Genomic DNA, 19,685 nt, shown 5'->3' on the forward strand with positions numbered 1-19,685 from the left:
ACTCCCTTAAGAAGACTTACGAACCCGCAGATACCATTCACACAGCAGGCGAACCTGCTTGCGGGTGTAGCCTTTCTCCATCATCCGATCGACAAAATCATCGTGTTTTTTCTGCTCGTCGGTGGAGGTTTTGGCGTTGAACGAGATAACGGGCAGCAGCTCTTCGGTGTTCGAGAACATTTTCTTCTCGATAACCGTGCGCAGCTTCTCGTAGCTGGTCCAGTTTGGGTTACGACCGTTATTATGGGCGCGGGCACGCAGCACGAAGTTGACGATTTCGTTACGGAAATCTTTCGGGTTACTGATGCCCGCCGGTTTTTCAATTTTCTCCAGTTCCGCGTTCAGGGATTCACGGTCAAACAGCTGGCCGGTGTCCGGATCGCGGTATTCCTGATCCTGAATCCAGAAGTCAGCGTAGGTGACATAACGGTCGAAAATGTTCTGCCCATATTCTGAATAAGATTCAAGGTAGGCCGTCTGGATCTCTTTCCCGATAAATTCCGCGTATTTAGGGATCAGGTAACCTTTCAGGTATTCCAGATATTTCTCTGACTGTTCCTGCGGGAACTGCTCGCGCTCGATTTGCTGTTCCAGCACGTAGAACAGGTGAACCGGGTTCGCAGCCACTTCTGCATGGTCAAAGTTGAACACGCGAGAAAGGATTTTAAAGGCGAAGCGCGTTGAGAGCCCGTTCATGCCTTCATCAACCCCGGCGTAGTCCCGGTACTCCTGGTAGGACTTGGCTTTCGGGTCGGTGTCTTTCAGGCTTTCACCATCATAGACGCGCATTTTTGAGTAGATGCTGGAGTTTTCCGGCTCTTTCAGGCGAGACAGGATAGAGAAGCGAGAAAGCGTTTCCAGGGTGCCAGGGGCACATGGCGCATGGGACAGTTCGCTGTGGTTAAGCAGCTTCTCGTAGATTTTCATCTCTTCCGAGATGCGCAGGCAGTAAGGCACCTTGACGATGTACACGCGGTCAAGGAAGGCCTCGTTGTTTTTGTTATTGCGGAAGGTGACCCACTCGGATTCGTTCGAGTGCGCAAGGATAATGCCGTTAAACGGCAGGGCAGAGATGCCTTCGGTGCCGTTGTAGTTTCCTTCCTGGGTCGCGGTCAGCAGCGGGTGCAGCACCTTGATTGGCGCCTTAAACATCTCAACGAATTCCATGATGCCCTGGTTCGCGCGGCACAGTGCACCGGAATAGCCGTAAGCATCCGGGTCGTTTTGCGCGTGGTGTTCCAGCTTGCGGATGTCCACTTTACCGACCAGCGCGGAGATATCCTGGTTGTTCTCGTCACCCGGTTCGGTTTTCGCTATCGCGATTTGCGCCAGAATAGACGGCCAGACTTTCACTACGCGGAATTTGGTGATGTCGCCGCCAAATTCGTGCAGGCGTTTCGCCGCCCACGGCGACATGATCGTGCCGAGATAGCGGTCAGGAATGCCATACTCTTTTTCCAGAATATTGGCGTCTTCCTGCGGGTTAAACAGGCACAGCGGATGATCGTTGACCGGGCTACGCTCGCCGTTGGCGCTCAGCGCATAAATAGGCACGCGCTGCATTAATGCTTTCAGGCGTTCGGCCAGCGACGATTTACCGCCGCCTACCGGGCCCAGCAGGTACAGAATTTGTTTCTTCTCTTCCAGCCCTTGAGCAGCGTGTTTCAGGTAAGCGACGATCTGCTCGATAGCTTCTTCCATGCCATAAAACTCTTCAAACGCCGGGTAGCGTGCCACCACGCGGTTTGAAAAGAGACGGGACAGCCGGGGCTCTGTGGCAGTGTCAACCATCACTGGTTCACCAATGGCCGTCAATAGCCGTTCTGCCGCATTCGCGTAGGCACTGCGATCTTGTTTACAGATAGCAAGAAATTCCTGCAGTGTGAACTCTTCGTCCTTGGCAGCTTCATAACGCTGGCGATAGTGATCGAATATATTCATGGCATGCCGTCCTTTCGTTTTTAGCACAGGTTAAAGAGCCGTTGGTATGTGTAGTGGGGGCTCCCCGGAAGACGTCTGCTAAATAAACAGCAACCCTTGTGCCAGGTTGATACCCGGCGCCAATGCTGCCGCACAGCGGTTCACCTTCCTAAAATAAAGCGTAGATGGCATTTGCAAAACTTGCATACGGCCAGAACTCAATTTCAATGACATATCAATAACTCATCCTAAAAATTTCGCTTTTGAGATAAGCGGCAGAGTTCTCTTTCACATGGCTGACATAAAGATGAAAATCCGTCGTCATCTGGCGGCGGGATGCTAATGAGTTGGCTGAAGGTTGCGATTAAGTAAATTATTTGGGATGAGAGCCAAGGGCGGTTACACTTCTTGCGCTGATTATTTGATTAAAGGACTGAAAGGATTGTGACCAAATTCAAACTTCTCGCATTAGGCGTACTGCTTGCCTCCTCCGTTACCGCCGTACACGCGGAGGGCCCATGGTCTATTGGGGCCGGTGCGCTGGTCTCGCCAAACCCTTATAAAGGCGACCAGAACCGCGTTTATCCGGCTCCTCTGCTTGGCTATGAAGGTGACAATTTCTACTTCCGCGGCTTCAACGCCGGTTACTACCTGTGGAATGACGAAGCCGACAAGCTCTCCGTGACCGCCTATTACTCGCCGCTGCATTTCAGGCCGAAAGACAGCAACTACGACAGTATGCGCGCGCTGGATTACCGCCATTCTACCGTGATGGCTGGTCTTTCCTGGGTGCATAACACGGAATATGGTTTCCTGCGTACCGTGCTGGCCGGGGATATCCTCGACAACAGCAACGGCATTACCTGGGACACCGCCTGGCTGTACCGCTACAATGCCGACAGCCTGACGCTGACGCCGGGCGTGGGTGTTGTCTGGGACAGCAAGAAACAGAACGACTATTACTACGGCGTAAGCGGCAAGGAAGCGAACCGCAGCGGCCTGAACGAGTACGACGCGGGCAACAGCTGGTCGCCATACGTTGAGCTGTCCGTTAACTACAAGCTGAACGCAGACTGGAACGTATTCGGTATGGGTCGCTACATGCGCCTGTCGAAAGAAGTGACCGACAGCCCAATGGTCGATAGCAACTGGACCGGCGTGCTGCTGACGGGTGTGAACTACAGCTTCTGATTGGTGCAACACACGCACTAAAAAGGGGCGCTGGCGCCCCTTTTGCTTATCTGTGGTGCGGCAACCTATGGTCTTGCACTAAGCGGGTGAAATCCGTTTAGCCTTTCTTCGCCACGCTGATGGTCTGGCTCAGGCGGGTTGGTTTCTCCGCGCTGGCTTTCTGCTTTTTAGACGCGCAGGCGGTTTCCACACAGACGAAGGTTTTGTAGCCGTCGTCCGGCATATCGCCCATCGAAACGGACAGGGCAGGACCCGGGTTCCAGCCCACGACGTTGAAATGGTGATGATGAACCACGTTCAGGGTACGCTGCAGGCCGCTTGCGTCGTGAATGACGCTGCACTCTTCCGGCTCCAGGTAGAGGCGATCGGTCCGGTCCGGGAAGGTCTGCACGCCGTCGGTAAGCTGGCCTGCCGCTTCATTCAGCACTTTGTCGATGTACGGATTGCCGAGGCCGCTGACTTTCACCTCCGCGATGTCGCCTACGTTGAAATAGGTGTGCAGGGCAGACGTGGTTTCGAACTCACCGTGGGCTTCCAGCTCAATCTCGCAGGTTTTCCCCAGCTTGAAGCGGGCATACAGCGTGAACTCATGCGGCCACAGCTTCAGCGTTTCTTCGTTGTTATGCAGCTCAAAGGTCAGGACCACGCCGTTGGCGTCTTCGTTGTGAGCGCTCAGCGTCCACGGCAGGTTACGGGCAAAGCCGTGAGCCGGAAGGCCAGCCTGTTCCGCCGGGCCAAACCACGGCCAGCAAATCGGTACGCCGCCGCGCAGCGCTTTTCCTTTATGGAAAGGCGTAATGTCGCTCAGCCACAGCACTTCATCTTCACCGGCGGGTTGCCAGGAGAGCAGGTGAGCACCCTGGAGCGCGAAAGACGCTCGAACCTGCGGGTGATCGACCACGATGACGTCCAGCTCATCGTTTATGCGGCGGGTCAGGGAAGGGGTAATTTGTTCGACGACCGGAAGTGCAAAAATTTTATTAATCATTTCTTATTTCCTCAGTCCTGGGTCTTTCAGGCAAAAAAAAGAGCGACCGAAGTCGCCCTTTCAGATTGATGACAGGCAGCCAAAAAACGTGGTTTTCGGCTGCCTGGGGCAAACCAGAGAACATCATTTGTTTTTATATCAATGCTCAGACTTTTTTTAAGGATAATGACGCTTTGTCAGCAGCCTTAAAAAAAGGGCGACCGAAGTCGCCCTTTAGGATCAGGTTCTCATCTCAACTTATTTGGAGATGTGAGCAATCAGATCCAGTACTTTGTTGGAGTAGCCAGTTTCGTTGTCGTACCAGGAAACCAGTTTCACAAAGTTGTCGTTCAGTGCGATACCAGCTTTAGCATCGAACACGGAAGTGCAGATTTCGCCGTTGAAGTCGGTAGAAACTACGTCATCTTCGGTGTAGCCCAGAACACCTTTCATGGTGGTTTCTGAAGCAGTTTTGATTGCTGCTTTGATCTGCTCGTAAGTTGCTGGTTTTTCCAGACGAACGGTCAGGTCAACAACGGATACGTTAGGGGTAGGAACGCGGAACGCCATACCGGTAATTTTACCGTTCAGTTCTGGCAGTACAACGCCTACTGCTTTAGCAGCACCGGTAGAAGAAGGGATGATGTTCTGAGCTGCGCCGCGGCCGCCGCGCCAGTCTTTGTGAGACGGGCCATCAACGGTTTTCTGAGTAGCGGTGGTAGCGTGAACGGTGGTCATCAGGCCTTCAACGATACCGAAGTTGTCGTTGATAACTTTAGCCAGTGGTGCCAGGCAGTTGGTGGTGCAGGATGCGTTGGAAACGATGTCCTGGCCAGCATATTTTTCAAAGTTAGCGCCTTTAACGAACATAGGCGTTTTGTCTTTGGATGGACCAGTCAGAACCACTTTTTTCGCGCCAGCAGCGATGTGCTTACGAGCGGTTTCGTCAGTCAGGAACAGACCTGTTGCTTCAGCAACAACGTCAACGTTCACTTCGTTCCACTTCAGGTTAGCCGGGTCACGTTCTGCGGTAACACGGATAGTTTTACCGTTAACAACCAGGTGGCCGTCTTTAACTTCTACAGTACCGTTGAAACGACCGTGAGTTGAGTCGTACTTCAGCATGTAAGCCATATAGTCAGCGTCTAACAGGTCGTTGATTGCAACGATTTCGATGTCAGAACGTTCCTGAGCAGCACGGAAAACGATACGGCCGATACGACCAAAACCGTTGATACCTACTTTGATAGTCATAGTATTCCACCAGCTATTTTTTAGTGAATAAAAGGTTGGCTGTAAAATTACAAAAACCTTACGCAGCGTCAAGCGGAATCGTGTCAATCATTGCGACAAATCAATCCTGTGAACAGGGTTTGTACGACTGAACGCCTCACGCTTCCTTTTGGGCTTAAATCCAAATGGGGACGATGCGGGGGATTTTAAACGCCAGTTCAAGCAATAATGTGATTCACGTCACGCTTTGTGCCGTGCCAGAATTTCAGGGCTAAGTTTAGAACAAAAACCAGCACGGTGTTGTTAATTTTTTGTTAGAATGGTGCCGTGAGCTGTCCCAATTGAACTGACCGAGATGTACGCCTATGTCTAATCAATTACCCCCTGATTCAAATAAGAAAAACCTCAGCGAAATGCAATATTATGTGACCCAGAAGCACGGTACTGAACCGCCGTATTCCGGGCGTCTGCTGCATAACAAGCGCGACGGGATTTATCACTGCCTGGTGTGCGACGCGCCGCTGTTTCTTTCGGAAAGCAAATACGACTCAGGCTGCGGCTGGCCTAGCTTCTACGAGCCTGTCGGCCCCGACGCCATTCGCTATCTGACCGACAATTCCCACGGTATGGAACGCGTTGAAATTCGCTGCGGCAGCTGTGATGCGCACCTGGGACATGTGTTCCCGGACGGCCCTCAGCCCACCGGCGAGCGTTATTGCGTCAACTCGGCTTCCCTGAGCTTCACCGACGGGCAAAATGGCGATCAGGTTGATGGTTGAAAAATCGATTCAGCTAATTATTCCTCGACGGAGCGTAACATGAGCAATCTGGATGAGATGTTGAGCGTGATGACGCCTGAGATTTATCAGCGTCTGACGACGGCTGTCGAACTGGGGAAATGGCCCGACGGCGTGGCGTTAACCCCGGAGCAGAAGGACAATAGCCTGCAGCTGGTGATGCTGTGGCAGGCGCGCCACAACACGGATGCGCAGCACATGACCATCGACACCAACGGCCAGATGGTGATGAAGAGCAAGCAGCAGCTGAAAGCGGAGTTTGGCATCGAACCCGCGCCGTTTGTGACCATGAAGCTGCAGTAAGTAAAAAGGGAGACTCGCTGGTCTCCCTTATTTTTTATCGTGTTACTGATTATTTAGCGTGGTCAATGCCCAGCGACTCGGCGAGCTGTTTCGCCAGCTGATTGTTGTCATCCGCGCCATACTCCCAGAACATCGCGCCGCCCAGGCCTTTCTCCTTGATGTACTCGGCTTTGATCTTCACCGAGCGCGGGTTCTCGTAAGAAATCGCGAACAGCGGTTTACCTTCAGCAGACTTCAGCGTCAGGTAAGGCACCTTCGCGTCCTCATCCCACTCTTCGGTAAAGCGCTTCTGCGGATCGTTCAGCATTTTCTTCACAAGGTCGTTGTATTTGACGTAGGTGTCTTTGGTCAGATCTACGCCCAGCGCGGTTTTAAACAGCGCCAGCTCACGTTCGCCGAAGTACGGCTGCGTCACCGGGTTTTTCTGTGCGTCAGGTTTTGACCAGTCGATGCCTGGCTCAACGGCGCGTTTAGGCACGCGGCCATAGAAGCCGATACCGAGGTTCATCTGCTGCGGCTTCAGCCCGGCGGCGAGATAGTTATTCACCACGAAGTCAGCGCTGTACTTGTCGGCTTCGGCTACGGTAGGCCATTTTTTCGAATCGTACAGGTTGGAGTTGAAGTACTGAGTGCCGTATGCCATGTCGTAGGTCATCAGATTGATGTAGTTCAGCACCGGCGCGATGGCCTTCACGTCAACCCAGCTTTTCGGGCTTTCGGCGTTGGCCCCGACGGCGATGGTCACCAGTTTTTTATCGCCGACGGCTGTACGCAGCTCTTTCAGCAGGGCGGTGAAGTTGTCGCGGTCAGCGTCCAGCTTATCTACCAGCCCCCATGCGCCGTTCACCGGGAACTCCCAGTCGAGATCGATCCCGTCCAGGCCATATTTATCCATCACTTCCTGCACGGAGCGGATAAACACCGCGCGATTCTCTGGCGTTGCCGCTGCGGCAGAGAAACCACGCGCACCCCAGCCGCCCACGGACAGCAAAATTTTCAGCTGCGGGTTCTGTTTGCGCAGCGTCGGGAGGGTTTCGAGGTCAGAGATGACTTTCGGAGAAAGGTAGATCTGGTGAAGTTTTGACGAGTCCTTCAGGGCTTCGTTGGTTTCGGCTTTTTCGTCGTTATAAATCAGGCCAAAGGAGTAGTTGAGGTGGGTTATCTGGCGGACATCAAGCTTATTGATATCCCCACCGGGCCCGGCTGTGACGTCGCCGCCGCCGTTGAAGTAACCCACGGAAAGCAAAGATTCAGCCTGCACAACGCCGCTGCAGGCTAGCGTCACCGCGGCCACCAGCGGTAACATTTTACGTGTGAATGACATAATGATTCCTCTTTGACGGGCACAACATAAAAGCTCCCCGGCCACGCATAACTGACGAAAACGGCGGAAAGCTAAATCAGCTAAAGTGCTGAATAAATTCATTGAATGTGATTATGAGAGCGCTCCCAGGCGAGGGCGAGCAAAAAAAGCGTAGATTGTGAGCGGAATCGATACAAAAGTGCGGGGCGGGTGGCCGCCCCTACAATTATTGGCAGGTAAAATCTACTGGCAGGTAAAGTCGGCGAGGGTCACCGGCGTGGCGCCGGCGACGGCCATATCCTGAAACGCCAGCAGGCTGTTCTGCGGCTGCAGGTTTACGCCGCGACAGCCGTCGGTGATAACGGTCACCTCATAACCCAGCTGAAGGGCATCCAGCACGGTAAACTTCACGCAGTAATCCGTGGCCAGCCCCAGCACAACAAGGTGATGAATGCCGTGTTCGTGCAGCCAGCCATCAAGGTCGGTCTTTTGCCGGTGCTCGTTGTCAAAAAACGCGCTGTAGCTGTCGATAGCCGGATTCTGGCCTTTGTAGACGATTTTATCGATGCCTGAGGCATTCAGCAGCGGATGAAGTTTTGCGCCTTCGCTGTCCTGCACGCAGTGATCGGGCCACAAGGTTTGCGCCAACCCGTCGAGAGTCCCTTGTGAAAAAGGTTCTGCGCCCTGCACGCTGGCGAAGCTGCCGTGCCCGGCCGGGTGCCAGTCCTGGCTCGCTATCACGCTCTCACCACGCGCTTTAAACAGCCCGATAAGCTCATTCGCCACGTCAACCGTGCTGTCGCCCTCCGGGACGGCAAGCGTGCCACCGGCACAAAAATCGTTCTGCAAATCAATCAACAGCAAAGCACGTTGCGCCATTGGCGTTTCCTTATTCGTCGGGAGTGAGTTCACCACGCAGGTTATGCGACATCGCATCACGAATCGCCTGGGCATCCAGGCCCTGGCTCAGCAGATAGTGAAGCTTGGTTAGCGTGGCTTCCACCGTCATATCGAACCCGCTGATAACGCCGGCCTGTGCCAGCGCATTGCCCGTGGCGTAACCACCCATGTTCACTTTGCCGGACATGCACTGCGTGAGGTTAACCACCACGATGCCGCGCGCGCTCGCTTCCTGCAACTCTTTAATGAACGCGCCCTGCTGTGGGGCATTGCCCACGCCGTAGGATCGCAGGATCAGGGCTTTTACCGGCTGGCGCAGGAAGTTGCCTACCACATCGGCAGAAATTCCAGGATAGATAGTCACCACGCCAATCGGCTGCGGTGTGATCGGGTGGACAATCAGCTCGCCTTCACCGTGCGGGGCGGGTGGCGTGTTCAGCTTGCGGATGTGGATCCCGGCTTCCAGCAGCGGCGCAAGGTTAGGGGAAGCAAAGGCGTCAAAGCCGTCGGCATGGGCCTTGGTGGTGCGGTTCCCACGGTACAGGCGGTTGTTGAAGAACAGCGTGACTTCGTTGATGGGGTAATTGGCCGCCACGTACAGCGAATTGAGCAGATTTATTTGCCCGTCAGAGCGTAGCTCCGCCAGCGGGATCTGAGAGCCGGTGACGATAACCGGTTTGCTGAGGTTCTCCAGCATGAAGGAGAGGGCCGAGGCGGTAAACGCCATGGTATCCGTGCCGTGCAGGATCACAAAGCCGTCGTATTCGTCGTAATGGGCCTTAATGTCGTCGGCAATGTGCTGCCAGTCTTCGGGCGTCATGTCCGAAGAGTCCATCAGCGGCTCGTACTCGTGGATCGTGAAGTCCGGCATTTCCGGGCGATGGAACTCGGGCATCAGTGCCAGCTGGCGCTGCAGGTGGCCGGAAACGGGAATATAGCCGTGCTCGGAACGCTGCATCCCGATGGTACCGCCGGTGTAGGCAACGTAGATGGATTTCTTTGGCATAGTTTTGCTCAACGCTTACTGTATTTGCGGCAGAGTATAGAGAGGATGACGGAAAAAAAAAGCCCGGTTTAATGGGGTCAGTCCATTAACCGGGCTTTGCTTCATTGGAGTAAATTAACGCACGTCGCCGCAGGTCAGGCAGAAGGCGTAACGGTTTTGCGGATCGTTCATGGTGCCGAACTTGTCATTCTGAGCTTTGACCGCCAGCGCGGCGTCGGCCAGCGGGGCTGGCAGATAAGCCTGAATAGCCTGCGGCAGCGCAGCGCGGACGGAACCGGTCATGGCGTTAAAGACCATGTCGGTGAAGGTCGCGTCATCCTGCCAGAACGCCAGGTGCCAGCTCTTCAGCTTCGCCAGCTCGGCGGCTTTGGCGACGGCATCGTCAAAGTCACCCAGGCTGTCTACCAGGCCGTTAGCCTTCGCATCTTCGCCGGTCCAGACGTGGCCCTGGGCAATCTGGTCGATTTGCTCAGGCGTCTTGTTACGGGACGCTGCCACCAGGCCGATAAAGCGCTTGTAGCCGTTGTCGATGCTGAGCTGCATCATCTGCTGAACTTCCGGCGGCAGCTTTTTGGTCACGGCCACGTCAGCCAGCGGCGACGTTGACACGCCGTCGGTATGTACGCCAATCGCATCAAGCGTATTTTCTACGGTGTTAATGACGCCGAAAATACCAATCGAGCCGGTCAGGGTGCTTGGGTTGGCGATGATGTAGTTCGCCGGGGTGGAAATCCAGTAGCCGCCGGATGCCGCCATGCCGCCCATCGACACCACGATAGGTTTCCCGGCCTCACGTGCGGCAACCAGCTCTTCACGAATCGTTTCCGAAGCGGTCACGCTGCCGCCAGGGCTGTTCACGCGCAAGACGATAGCTTTCACCTTCGGATCCAGACGCGCTTCACGAATCTGCATCGCCGTAGTGTCGCCGCCGACCTGGCCCGGGGTTTCTTCGCCGTCCATGATGGCGCCGTTGGCGAAGATAACCGCGATGGCGTCACCTTGTTCAGCCGGTTTTTTCACGCTGTAGTCGTAGATACTGGTGTAGCTGAAATCTTTGTTCGCCTTGCTCCAGCCGAACTGTTTCACCAGTGCCTTATCTACCACCGCGCTGCTTGCCAGCTCGTCGACCAGCTTGTTGTCCAGGGCATATTTCGCGGTATCGCCACCCAGTTTTTGCAGGTTATCCAACAGCGCCTGAGCGCCAGGGAACGCCTGCTGAGCGGTTATCTGGCGGTTGGCCGCGATGGTATTCAGGTAGTTTTGCCACAGCTCGCCAATCCAGCGGCCGTCCGCATCGCGCGCGGCAGGGGACATATCGTCGCGGATATACGGCTCGACGGCAGACTTATAGGTGCCGACGCGGAAGACGTGAGTAGAAACCTTCAGCTTATCCAGCAGGGTTTTGTAATACAGGGCGTTGGTGGCGAAACCGTGCAGGTCAACCATGCCCTGCGGCGAGAGCCAAATCTTGTTGGCAAAGCTCGCCAGATAGTACTGGCTCTGGTTGTAGCTGTCGCCCATGGCATAAACCGGCTTGCCGCCGTCGCGGAACTCGCGCAGCGCTTTGCCGATGTACTGCATGGACGGCTGATCGCCCCCGGCGAAATCTTTCAGGTCCAGCACGATGCCGGTGATATTGCGGTCCTCCTTCGCCTGACGAATAGCGTCGACGATATCAAACAGCGAGTTTTCCTGCAGGCGATCGGAGCTGGCGCCCACCAGCTGACGGCCAATCACGCCCAGCTTATTGCTGACCGACGGTTTGTCGACCACCACGCCGGTGATGTCCAACAGCAGCGCACCGCGCACAGGCTCTGCTGGCGTGCTTTTTACCTGCATCCAGATACCAACCCCGACCAGGATCAGCAGGATCAGGAACAAGTTGAGAATGAATTCCCGAATAAAGTTAAGCAGACGCCAGGTCCACTTAAAAAAGCCGCTAATAAATCGCCCAATGGTGCGCATGTTTTCTCCATAACCTTCAATAGGGGTATTACCCGCACGCCGCAATGAGCTGGCTAAAGCGGCGAAAGTAAAGGCTATCCTAAAGAGAGGGCGAGGAAATGTCAGCAGGAAATCGGGGCGACGCTGTAACAAAAACTACGGCTGTGTTAATTTTGTGAATGAAAATCATTTAACGGGCTGGGGCAACCTCCGCGCTTCGCCAGCTATTTCCTGTAAGTAAGGGGCTTTAAAATGGATGCACTTGAACTTTTGATTAACCGCCGCAGCGCGTCCCGCCTGGCCGAACCCGCCCCGGCAGGTGAAGTGCTGGAGAATATCCTGCGCGCCGGTATGCGCGCCCCGGACCACGGTACGCTCCAGCCGTGGCGCTTCATCGTTATCGAAGGGGAAGGCCGTGAGCGCTTTGCCCAACTGCTGGAAAAAGCGGCACTTGCCGCCGGCATGGATGAAAAGAGCGTTGAGAAGGCGCGAACTTCACCGTTCCGCGCCCCGCAAATCATCGCCGTCGTCGCGCATTGCGATGTTAATCACAAAGTGCCGGTGTGGGAGCAGGTGGTTTCCGCAGGCTGTGCGGTGATGGCAATGCAGATGGCGGCGGTTGCCCAGGGCTTTAACGGCATCTGGCGCAGCGGCGCATGGACCGAAAACGACATGGTTCGTGAAGGGCTGGGCGGTCGTGAGCAGGACAAAGTGGTGGGCTTCCTTTATCTCGGTACCCCGCAGCTTAAAGCTTCCACGACCATTAGCACCCCGGACACGTCAGCGTTCGTGTCTCGCTTCTGATTGAGCGCTATCCTGCCGGGCATCTACCCGGCAGGGATTTCACTTCTTATTTCTTCTGCTGTTTCGCAAACTCATCTTTCGCTTTCTGCAGCTGCTGCTGGAAAGCCGCGTTGGTATGCAGCGTGGCCACTATGGCGGAGCCCACGACGCGCGCGGCGTCAATATCGCTCTGCCAGTGGTAGCCGCAAATCACCCGGCTTTGGCCCAGCTCGAACCCACGCTTCAGGATGTCGTTCTGACGCTGCGGGTTGATCTCAGCCAGCACCAGCGCGGTTGCCCAGCCAATTGAAGTATGCCCGGAAGGATAAGAGCCGTTTTTCGACAGCTTGTCCTGCTCTTTGGTATTGCAGGTCGGCACGCCGTAGAAGGCAAACGGGCGAATTCGCATGTACTTTTCTTTCGCGCCGCGAGTGGCGAGGTCACCTGCATCCTCAATCATGTTGGTCAGCAGCTTGTGCAGTTCAGGCGAATCTTTTTCGGTAATCGGCGACCCAAACGCGCCGGAGAAGGCGTTAGCCACGCCCCCGCCGCTCAGGTTGGCATCTTCCTCGGCTAACTTGCCGCGTTCGGTCGAGCGCAGCAGGCGGCCTTTCTCATACATCGCCTGGTCATTTAAGAACGCAATGCTGCCGATTTCCGGCGGAGGTGGCAGCAGCGCCAGGCTGTCGATGGCCTGAGCGTTGGTCAGGTAATAGAGATCGGGTTTAGTGGTGGAATCATTTCCTGGCGGAGCGAGGGCAAAGGCCGCAGAGGAGAACAGGCCGGCAATACAGAAAGCCATTACGCGTTTTTTCATTGTTATTCCTTACAGGCGTGGGTTGTCCAGATAGTTGCCTGATGGTTGTAACATTTCTGTCATATTCGAGTAAAAGAGCGCATCGGCAAAATGCCGCCTGGCTTCACAAAACTTCCGCTTTGCCTGCATAGTGAGCAACGACACGCGATTTAGGACAGTCAGACTTACTACCGGGGCGTTTGAGCGCTACCATATACTCGTCATAGTTCAGGCTGCAGCTTGAATTATTTAGAGTAGAAATGCCTAACGACAGGAGATGTCCATGAAGCAAACCGTTCGTTTGACCCAGTACAGCCACGGCGCAGGATGCGGCTGCAAAATTTCCCCGAAGGTTTTAGAAACCATCTTGCACAGCGAGCAGGCGAAGTTTGTCGATCCGAATCTGCTGGTGGGGAACGAAACGCGCGATGACGCGGCGGTTTACGACCTGGGCAACGGCACCGGTATCATCAGCACCACCGACTTCTTCATGCCGATTGTGGACGATCCTTTCGACTTTGGCCGCATCGCGGCGACTAACGCCATCAGCGACATCTACGCGATGGGCGGCAAACCGATCATGGCGATCGCTATTCTCGGCTGGCCGATTAATACGCTGGCGCCGGAAATCGCCCGTGAAGTGATTGAGGGCGGGCGTTACGTCTGCCAGCAGGCTGGTATTTCGCTGGCCGGAGGCCACTCGATTGACGCCCCTGAACCTATTTTTGGCCTTGCCGTGACCGGCGTGGTGCCTACTGAGCGAGTGAAGAAAAACAGCTCCGCCGAAGCTGGCTGTAAGCTGTTCCTCACCAAACCACTCGGCATTGGCGTGCTGACCACCGCCGAGAAAAAATCATTGCTGAAGCCTGAGCACAAAGGCCTGGCGGCAGAAACCATGTGCCAGTTGAACAAAGTCGGCGCGGAATTTGCCGATATTACCGGCGTGACGGCGATGACCGACGTGACCGGTTTTGGCCTGCTTGGCCACCTGAGCGAAATGTGTGAAGGCGCGGGCGTTCAGGCGGAAGTGTGGTACGAATGCGTGCCGAAACTGCCGGGCGTTGAAAGCTACATTGAGCAGGGCTGCGTGCCGGGCGGCACCTCGCGCAACTTTGCAAGCTACGGCCAGCTTGTGGGCGAGATGCCGGAGGCATGGCGCAATCTGCTGTGCGATCCGCAAACTTCCGGCGGCCTGCTGCTGGCGGTGCGCGCTGACGCAGAAGCCGAAGTCTTCGCGGCTGCCGAGCGGAACGGGATTCAGCTCAGCCCAATCGGGGAACTCAGAGACGCTCGCGCGGGTCGCCCAATGATTGAGATTCGTTAAGTCGATGCGGCTGTTTATTGCGGAAAAACCAAGCCTCGCACGAGCGATTGCCGACGTGCTGCCTAAACCTCATCGCAGAGGCGACGGGTTCATTGAATGCGGCAACGGCCAGGTGGTGACCTGGTGTATAGGCCACCTGCTCGAGCAGGCGCAGCCGGACGCCTACGACGGGCGTTACGCCCGTTGGAACCTGGCGGACTTGCCCATTGTGCCGGAAAAATGGCAGCTACAGCCGCGCCCTTCGGTGACAAAACAGCTTAACGCCATTAAAAAGCTGCTGACTCAGGCCACCGAAGTGGTTCACGCCGGTGACCCGGATCGTGAAGGGCAACTGCTGGTGGATGAGGTGCTGGACTATCTCCAACTGGCACCTGAAAAACGCCAGCAGGTGCAGCGCTGCCTGATAAACGATCTCAACCCGCAGGCGGTGGAGCGGGCGATTTCCCGCCTCCGTGCCAACAGTGAATTTATTCCGCTTTGCGTTTCAGCCCTGGCCCGCGCCCGCGCCGACTGGCTTTACGGGATTAACATGACCCGCGCCTACACCATTCTCGGGCGCAATGCGGGCTACCAGGGCGTGCTCTCCGTTGGCCGCGTACAGACGCCGGTACTGGGCCTGGTGGTACGCCGCGATGAAGAGATCGAGAACTTCGTCGCCAAAGATTATTTTGAAGTGAAAGCTCATATCTTGACGCCTGCCGACGAGCGATTTGTCGCCGTATGGCAACCCAGCGAATCCTGCGAGCCGCATCAGGACGAAGAAGGACGCCTGCTGAACCGCAAGCTGGCAGAGCACGTTGTGGCGCGTATCAACGGCCATCCTGCGCTGGTGACCGCCTATAACGATAAACGGGAATCGGAAATCGCACCGCTGCCGTTTTCGCTGTCGAGCCTGCAAATTGAAGCGGCAAAACGCTTTGGGCTGAGCGCCCAGAACGTGCTGGATATCTGCCAGAAGCTGTACGAAACCCACAAGCTGATTACCTACCCGCGTTCCGACTGCCGCTACCTGCCCGAAGAGCATTTTGCCGGGCGCCATGCGGTTTTGAACGCTATCAGCGTGCATCAGCCGGATTTACTGCCGCAGCCCGCGGTAGATGCCGACCTGCGTAATCGCTGCTGGGATGACAAAAAAGTCGACGCGCACCACGCCATAATTCCTACCGCCCGCAGCTCTTCTATTTCATTAAGTGAAAATGAGGCTAAAGTTTATGGCCTGATCGCCCGTCAATACTTAATGCAGTTCTGCGCCGATGCGGTGTTCCGCAAATGCACCATCGATCTGGATATCGCCGGAGGCAAATTCATTGCCAAAGCGCGTTTCCTCGCTGAAGCAGGCTGGCGCACGCTGCTGGGCAACAAAGAGCGTGATGAAGAGAACGACGGCACCCCGCTGCCGGTGGTGGCGAAGGGTGACGAACTGCTGTGTGAGCACGGTGAAGTCGTGGAACGACAAACTCAGCCGCCGCGCCATTTTACGGACGCGACTTTGCTGTCGGCGATGACCGGGATTGCGCGCTTTGTGCAGGATAAAGATCTGAAAAAGATCCTGCGCGCGACGGACGGATTAGGCACCGAAGCAACGCGAGCCGGGATCATCGAACTGTTATTTAAACGCGCCTTCCTGGTCAAGAAAGGGCGCTATATTCATTCTACGGACGCCGGGCGGGCGCTGATCCACTCGCTGCCGGAACTGGCCGCAAGGCCGGATATGACCGCGCACTGGGAGTCGACGCTGACGCAAATCAGCGAAAAGCAGTGCCGCTATCAGGACTTTATGCAGCCGCTGGTGCAAACGCTTTATGACCTGATTCATCAGGCGCGAACCACGCCGGTGCGCCACGCCTTTAAGGGCATCAAAGCCCAGGATGACGGAAAAAAAGCGAAACGTTGGGCCAAAAAAGAGGGAAGTGATGATGCCAGTAAAAAGCCTGCTCGCCGCCGCCGCCGCGATGCTAATGATGAGTCTGCCGGCGATGGCGGTTCAGCACCGTCAGCCTGACGTTGACGTGGTGGTGCCGCCGGAAGTGTTTACCAACAGCAATCAGCCGCAGACGCCGCCCTGCAACCAGTGCTGTATTTATGAGAATAAAAACTACTCGGAAGGGGCGGTAGTGAAAAGCGAAGGTATTCTGCTGCAGTGCCAGCGCGATGAAAAAGTCTTAGGGACTAATCCGCTGGTCTGGCGTCGCGTGAAGCCATAAACGCTTCAAGCAGCGGGACATCCGCCGGGGCGAGGGCATAGCCAAACGCTTCCGGCGGCTCGCACCACGCCAGCTCGCTGTGGCAATGGGCGGTTAACTCGCCTTGAAATGTTGCGACGTGCCAGGCGTGCAAATTAATCATCCTGGCGGAAACCTCGCGCCGATGGCTGGCAACGTAGCCGCCGATTTGCGCCGTAATCCCCAGTTCTTCCCGTAACTCTCGCGCCAGCGCTTCCGGCTGCGTTTCTCCGGCTTCCACTTTCCCACCGGGAAACTCCCACAGGCCGGGCTGATCGCCTTCTTCCGGGCGGCGGGCCAGCAAAATTTTTCCTTCGCGCTCGATAATAGCCGCGACAACATCAAGGTTTTTTAGCATCGGTGTCCATTCTCTGTGGGGCAGGCGTGGCATAATAACCGCCATCACAGCCGATCAGAAGAGTGACTGAACAATGGAAACGAAACGCGCGCCCTGGATTGCGCCTTTGAAAACTTTGCCCAAAAGCCTGCGTCCGATTGTGGCGATGCAGGAAAAGCATTTTGGCGCTGTGCTGAACCCGACCCGCTGGTGGGGCAGGCTGCCCTATTTATTCTGGCTGGTGGCGCTATTTGTCGGTTTTCTGGAAAGACGTCGGGCAAAAATCGACCCGGTAACCCGCTCGCTGGTGATGACCAGGGTGTCGCAGCAGTGCAGCTGTGAATTTTGTATCGACGCGAACAGCCTGCGCCTGGCTGAACGCAGCGGGTCGATGGCGAAAGTTCTGGCGGTAGCCAACTGGCGCAGCGAGCCGGGTTTCAGTGAGAAAGAACAGGCCGCGCTGGCCTACGCCGAAGCGATGACCGCCACGCCGCCGCGGGTATCTGACGAACTCAAACAGACGCTTAAGCAGCATTTCGACGACCAGGCGATGACCGAGCTTACCGCCCTGATTGCTTTTCAAAATCTTTCTGCCCGCTTTAACGCCGCGCTGGATATCCCCTCTCAGGGGCTGTGCCCGACGAACGGGAAAAAATAAATGTTCGACAGCTATATTCACCCGCGTATCAAACCCGCTCTTAACTGCCTCGCCGCCGCGCTGGACAAACCTGCCATCACGCCGGATCGCCTGACGCTGGCGGGCTTTGCCCTGGGCGTACTGGCGCTGCCTTTTTTGGCGCTGCAGTGGTATAACCTGGCGCTGGTCGCGATTGTGCTTAACCGCCTGCTTGATGGCCTGGACGGCGCGCTGGCAAGGCGAAGAGGGTTAACCGATGCGGGCGGTTTTCTCGATATCGCGCTGGATTTTCTGTTTTACGCCCTCGTGCCGTTTGGTTTTATTCTCGCTGACCCCGCGCAAAATGCGCTCGCCGGCGCGTGGCTGCTGTTTTCGTTTATCGGCACCGGCAGCAGTTTTCTGGCGTTCGCTGCCCTGGCGCAGAAGCACGACATCGCCAACCCGGGCTATGCCCATAAGTCGTTTTACTACCTGGGCGGGCTGACCGAAGGTACCGAGACTATTCTGCTGTTTGTGTTGGGCTGCCTGTTCCCCGGCTGGTTTGCCTGGCTGGCGTGGATCTTCGGCGGGCTGTGCTGGCTGACGACGTTGAACCGCATCTGGGGCGGGTATAAGACGTTAAAACGGCTAGGGAAATCGGCAGATTAAGACCCCTCACCCTAACCCTCTCCACTTTGGGGAGAGGGGCAGGGTGAGGGGCGTAATCCTCAATCCGGGATCAGTTTGGCTTGCGCTCGCCGTTCACCACAGGGTTCTTCGGATCGGCGCTCCATTCATACCAGCCGCCGTCGTACAGGCCGACGTTCTTCCAGCCCATGGCCCGCGCATACATCAGCGTTTCTGAGGCGCGCCAGCCTGTGCCACAGTAAAAGGCAACCTGCTGATCGGGAGTGATATTCCAGCTTTTCCACATGGCGGCGATATCGTCCCCGGTGCGCATGGTGCCGTCCGGGTTGTGGAAGTCTTCCATATGCGTGGAGTCAGATCCCGCGTGGCCCCAGCGAGCGCCCGCAATTTCGCCTTTGGGCTTGATGTAGCTGTAGCCGCTGGTGGTGCCGATAAACTCTGGCCAGGAACGAATGCTGACCAGAGAAGCATCTTTGCGGTGCAGCAGCGCCCGGGCCTGTTCCATGTCCAGCATCAGCTGCGGCTGGCCGGGGATTGTTGCGCCAAAATCGTCAGCCGGAGCAGGCTGTGGCGGCAGACCACGCTCCACGGGCAGCTCAGCCGCGCTCCAGGTTGCCCAGCCGCCGTCCAGCAGGCGTACATCTTTCACTCCGGCATACAGCATAATCGCCGCCACACGTGCCGCAGCATAGACGTCACGACCATACAAAATGACCGTAGTATCGTGCCGGATGCCGTGCTTCGCCAGCATGGCTTTCAGCTTGTCGTCGGACACTTTATTCCACAGCGGCTCGCTTTCAACTTCTTCGGTGTTGATGTAGCCCGCGCCGGGAATGTGGCTGAGAAGATATTTCTTCGGCGCGCTCCAGCCGGCTTCGATGACCTTCCAGTCGCCGGCAGGCGCGGCGGTAACCGGCTTTTTATTCTGTAAATCGTGGATCCACTGCGGGTAAACCAGCTGCTCAAAATGCGCCAGTTTCTGCAGACGGGAAGGATCCTGCAGCCCGTCTTTCAGCATTGAAACCTGAGTAAAGCCCAGCTTTTCTAAACGAGTCTTAACGGCCTGAGCGTCGTCGCCGTAGAGCGCAATCAGCCCGGTTTTATTTAATTGATGTTGTTTAGCCCACTCGCCAAGCTGCTCGTCGCTCATCAGCGTCAGCCACGAGGCAGAAAGGTTCAGCGCGGCGGGCTCATGGCCGCCGACGGTGTTCACGGCCTGCGGCCAGCCGTTGTAAAACGCGCTCGGACGGGTGTCGATCACCACGCCATTTTCGGCTTTTACGCTAGAAAGGTTCATTTCAGCAGGCATCGCGGCGGCAAAGGTGGCATGGGACAGCCCGGCAAGCAGCAGGGCGGTGGTTAACGGAGAAACACGTTTCATCTAATAACCTGAAG

The 19,685-nt window shown here is 56.1% G+C and carries 19 protein-coding genes; 9 read left to right on the forward strand and 10 right to left on the reverse strand.

Annotated features, from left to right (window positions below; all coding sequences use genetic code 11):
- Window positions 1–6: 6 nt before the first annotated feature.
- Entirely contained in the window at window positions 7–1,941 is a 1,935-nt protein-coding gene (gene yeaG, locus HX778_RS14270; RefSeq protein WP_038473453.1) for a protein kinase YeaG, read from the reverse strand.
- Between the two features lie 423 nt (window positions 1,942–2,364).
- Here yeaG and HX778_RS14275 point away from each other — a divergent pair, with 423 nt between their 5' ends.
- Window positions 2,365–3,111 carry a MipA/OmpV family protein gene (locus HX778_RS14275; protein ID WP_038473451.1) on the forward strand — a complete coding sequence of 249 codons (747 nt, stop codon included), beginning with the start codon at window positions 2,365–2,367 and terminating at the stop codon, window positions 3,109–3,111.
- Between the two features lie 97 nt (window positions 3,112–3,208).
- On the opposite strand, the gene HX778_RS14280 is transcribed toward HX778_RS14275, so the two are convergent.
- Together HX778_RS14280 and gapA are read right to left on the reverse strand one after the other, a co-directional pair.
- Window positions 3,209–4,099, reverse strand: a complete 891-nt coding sequence (locus HX778_RS14280; RefSeq protein WP_176982390.1) for a D-hexose-6-phosphate mutarotase — start codon at window positions 4,097–4,099, stop codon at window positions 3,209–3,211.
- Window positions 4,100–4,336: 237 nt separating this feature from the next.
- Window positions 4,337–5,332 (reverse strand): glyceraldehyde-3-phosphate dehydrogenase, encoded by a 996-nt coding sequence (gene gapA / locus HX778_RS14285; protein WP_016535960.1) that lies wholly within the window; start codon window positions 5,330–5,332, stop codon window positions 4,337–4,339.
- Window positions 5,333–5,676: 344 nt separating this feature from the next.
- On the opposite strand from gapA, the gene msrB reads away from it, so the two are divergent.
- Window positions 5,677–6,090 carry a peptide-methionine (R)-S-oxide reductase MsrB gene (gene msrB, locus HX778_RS14290; protein WP_038473445.1) on the forward strand — a complete coding sequence of 138 codons (414 nt, stop codon included), beginning with the start codon at window positions 5,677–5,679 and terminating at the stop codon, window positions 6,088–6,090.
- A gap of 39 nt (window positions 6,091–6,129) precedes the next feature.
- A complete protein-coding gene (locus tag HX778_RS14295; protein WP_154187571.1) occupies window positions 6,130–6,411 on the forward strand; it encodes a YeaC family protein in 282 nt (93 codons plus the stop codon).
- A gap of 49 nt (window positions 6,412–6,460) precedes the next feature.
- Here the strand turns inward: HX778_RS14295 and HX778_RS14300 are convergent, their stop codons facing one another.
- The 4 genes from HX778_RS14300 to sppA form a co-directional block, all read right to left on the reverse strand.
- A complete protein-coding gene (locus HX778_RS14300; RefSeq protein ID WP_176982391.1) occupies window positions 6,461–7,735 on the reverse strand; it encodes a glycoside hydrolase family 18 protein in 1,275 nt (424 codons plus the stop codon).
- A gap of 222 nt (window positions 7,736–7,957) precedes the next feature.
- Complete coding sequence (gene pncA / locus HX778_RS14305; protein WP_038473437.1) at window positions 7,958–8,593, reverse strand: bifunctional nicotinamidase/pyrazinamidase; 636 nt, start codon at window positions 8,591–8,593, stop codon at window positions 7,958–7,960.
- A 10-nt stretch (window positions 8,594–8,603) separates the two neighbouring features.
- Window positions 8,604–9,620, reverse strand: coding sequence for an asparaginase (ansA, locus tag HX778_RS14310; protein WP_038473434.1), 1,017 nt, complete (start codon window positions 9,618–9,620; stop codon window positions 8,604–8,606).
- 114 nt (window positions 9,621–9,734) lie between these two features.
- Complete coding sequence (sppA, locus tag HX778_RS14315) at window positions 9,735–11,585, reverse strand: signal peptide peptidase SppA (RefSeq protein ID WP_176982392.1); 1,851 nt, start codon at window positions 11,583–11,585, stop codon at window positions 9,735–9,737.
- 231 nt (window positions 11,586–11,816) lie between these two features.
- Between sppA and HX778_RS14320 the strand changes: the two genes are divergently transcribed.
- Complete coding sequence (locus HX778_RS14320) at window positions 11,817–12,368, forward strand: NAD(P)H nitroreductase (RefSeq protein ID WP_176982393.1); 552 nt, start codon at window positions 11,817–11,819, stop codon at window positions 12,366–12,368.
- A gap of 46 nt (window positions 12,369–12,414) precedes the next feature.
- Here the strand turns inward: HX778_RS14320 and phoC are convergent, their stop codons facing one another.
- Window positions 12,415–13,164: an acid phosphatase PhoC gene (gene phoC / locus HX778_RS14325; RefSeq protein ID WP_176982394.1), complete on the reverse strand. Its 750-nt coding sequence runs from the start codon at window positions 13,162–13,164 to the stop codon at window positions 12,415–12,417.
- 262 nt (window positions 13,165–13,426) lie between these two features.
- Here phoC and selD point away from each other — a divergent pair, with 262 nt between their 5' ends.
- From selD to HX778_RS14340, 3 genes are read left to right on the forward strand one after another with little or no spacing between them, the layout of a single operon-like run.
- A complete protein-coding gene (selD, locus tag HX778_RS14330; protein ID WP_176982395.1) occupies window positions 13,427–14,467 on the forward strand; it encodes a selenide, water dikinase SelD in 1,041 nt (346 codons plus the stop codon).
- Window positions 14,468–14,471: 4 nt separating this feature from the next.
- A complete protein-coding gene (locus tag HX778_RS14335) occupies window positions 14,472–16,469 on the forward strand; it encodes a DNA topoisomerase III (RefSeq protein ID WP_176982419.1) in 1,998 nt (665 codons plus the stop codon).
- Window positions 16,384–16,671 (forward strand): YnjH family protein, encoded by a 288-nt coding sequence (locus tag HX778_RS14340; protein ID WP_038473421.1) that lies wholly within the window; start codon window positions 16,384–16,386, stop codon window positions 16,669–16,671. Before HX778_RS14335 ends, HX778_RS14340 begins: the two co-directional genes overlap by 86 nt.
- Here the strand turns inward: HX778_RS14340 and HX778_RS14345 are convergent.
- The gene (locus tag HX778_RS14345) at window positions 16,637–17,047 is read right to left on the reverse strand and encodes a pyrimidine (deoxy)nucleoside triphosphate diphosphatase (RefSeq protein ID WP_176982396.1); all 411 of its coding nucleotides are present in this window, start codon (window positions 17,045–17,047) and stop codon (window positions 16,637–16,639) included. The two genes, HX778_RS14340 and HX778_RS14345, sit on opposite strands and share 35 nt — an antisense overlap.
- 73 nt (window positions 17,048–17,120) lie before the next feature.
- Here HX778_RS14345 and HX778_RS14350 point away from each other — a divergent pair, with 73 nt between their 5' ends.
- Together HX778_RS14350 and HX778_RS14355 are read left to right on the forward strand one after the other, a co-directional pair.
- Window positions 17,121–17,684, forward strand: a complete 564-nt coding sequence (locus HX778_RS14350; RefSeq protein WP_038473417.1) for a carboxymuconolactone decarboxylase family protein — start codon at window positions 17,121–17,123, stop codon at window positions 17,682–17,684.
- On the forward strand, window positions 17,685–18,311 hold the full coding sequence (locus tag HX778_RS14355; RefSeq protein WP_176982397.1) for a CDP-alcohol phosphatidyltransferase family protein: 627 nt from the start codon (window positions 17,685–17,687) through the stop codon (window positions 18,309–18,311).
- A gap of 70 nt (window positions 18,312–18,381) precedes the next feature.
- On the opposite strand, the gene HX778_RS14360 is transcribed toward HX778_RS14355, so the two are convergent.
- Window positions 18,382–19,671 (reverse strand): rhodanese-like domain-containing protein, encoded by a 1,290-nt coding sequence (locus tag HX778_RS14360; protein ID WP_176982398.1) that lies wholly within the window; start codon window positions 19,669–19,671, stop codon window positions 18,382–18,384.
- Window positions 19,672–19,685: the final 14 nt, after the last annotated feature.

Origin of the sequence: Cedecea sp. P7760 (genome assembly GCF_013386425.1) — a bacterium.
Lineage (GTDB): Bacteria > Pseudomonadota > Gammaproteobacteria > Enterobacterales > Enterobacteriaceae > Cedecea > Cedecea selenatireducens.

Coding starts and splice junctions, on each gene's coding strand:
- yeaG (WP_038473453.1), bottom strand. CDS start 1,941: ATGAATATATTCGATCACTATCGCCAGCGTTATGAAGCTGCCAAGGAC.
- HX778_RS14280 (WP_176982390.1), bottom strand. CDS start 4,099: ATGATTAATAAAATTTTTGCACTTCCGGTCGTCGAACAAATTACCCCT.
- gapA (WP_016535960.1), bottom strand. CDS start 5,332: ATGACTATCAAAGTAGGTATCAACGGTTTTGGTCGTATCGGCCGTATC.
- msrB (WP_038473445.1), top strand. CDS start 5,677: ATGTCTAATCAATTACCCCCTGATTCAAATAAGAAAAACCTCAGCGAA.
- HX778_RS14295 (WP_154187571.1), top strand. CDS start 6,130: ATGAGCAATCTGGATGAGATGTTGAGCGTGATGACGCCTGAGATTTAT.
- HX778_RS14300 (WP_176982391.1), bottom strand. CDS start 7,735: ATGTCATTCACACGTAAAATGTTACCGCTGGTGGCCGCGGTGACGCTA.
- pncA (WP_038473437.1), bottom strand. CDS start 8,593: ATGGCGCAACGTGCTTTGCTGTTGATTGATTTGCAGAACGATTTTTGT.
- ansA (WP_038473434.1), bottom strand. CDS start 9,620: ATGCCAAAGAAATCCATCTACGTTGCCTACACCGGCGGTACCATCGGG.
- sppA (WP_176982392.1), bottom strand. CDS start 11,585: ATGCGCACCATTGGGCGATTTATTAGCGGCTTTTTTAAGTGGACCTGG.
- HX778_RS14320 (WP_176982393.1), top strand. CDS start 11,817: ATGGATGCACTTGAACTTTTGATTAACCGCCGCAGCGCGTCCCGCCTG.
- phoC (WP_176982394.1), bottom strand. CDS start 13,164: ATGAAAAAACGCGTAATGGCTTTCTGTATTGCCGGCCTGTTCTCCTCT.
- selD (WP_176982395.1), top strand. CDS start 13,427: ATGAAGCAAACCGTTCGTTTGACCCAGTACAGCCACGGCGCAGGATGC.
- HX778_RS14335 (WP_176982419.1), top strand. CDS start 14,472: ATGCGGCTGTTTATTGCGGAAAAACCAAGCCTCGCACGAGCGATTGCC.
- HX778_RS14340 (WP_038473421.1), top strand. CDS start 16,384: ATGCCAGTAAAAAGCCTGCTCGCCGCCGCCGCCGCGATGCTAATGATG.
- HX778_RS14345 (WP_176982396.1), bottom strand. CDS start 17,047: ATGCTAAAAAACCTTGATGTTGTCGCGGCTATTATCGAGCGCGAAGGA.
- HX778_RS14350 (WP_038473417.1), top strand. CDS start 17,121: ATGGAAACGAAACGCGCGCCCTGGATTGCGCCTTTGAAAACTTTGCCC.
- HX778_RS14355 (WP_176982397.1), top strand. CDS start 17,685: ATGTTCGACAGCTATATTCACCCGCGTATCAAACCCGCTCTTAACTGC.
- HX778_RS14360 (WP_176982398.1), bottom strand. CDS start 19,671: ATGAAACGTGTTTCTCCGTTAACCACCGCCCTGCTGCTTGCCGGGCTG.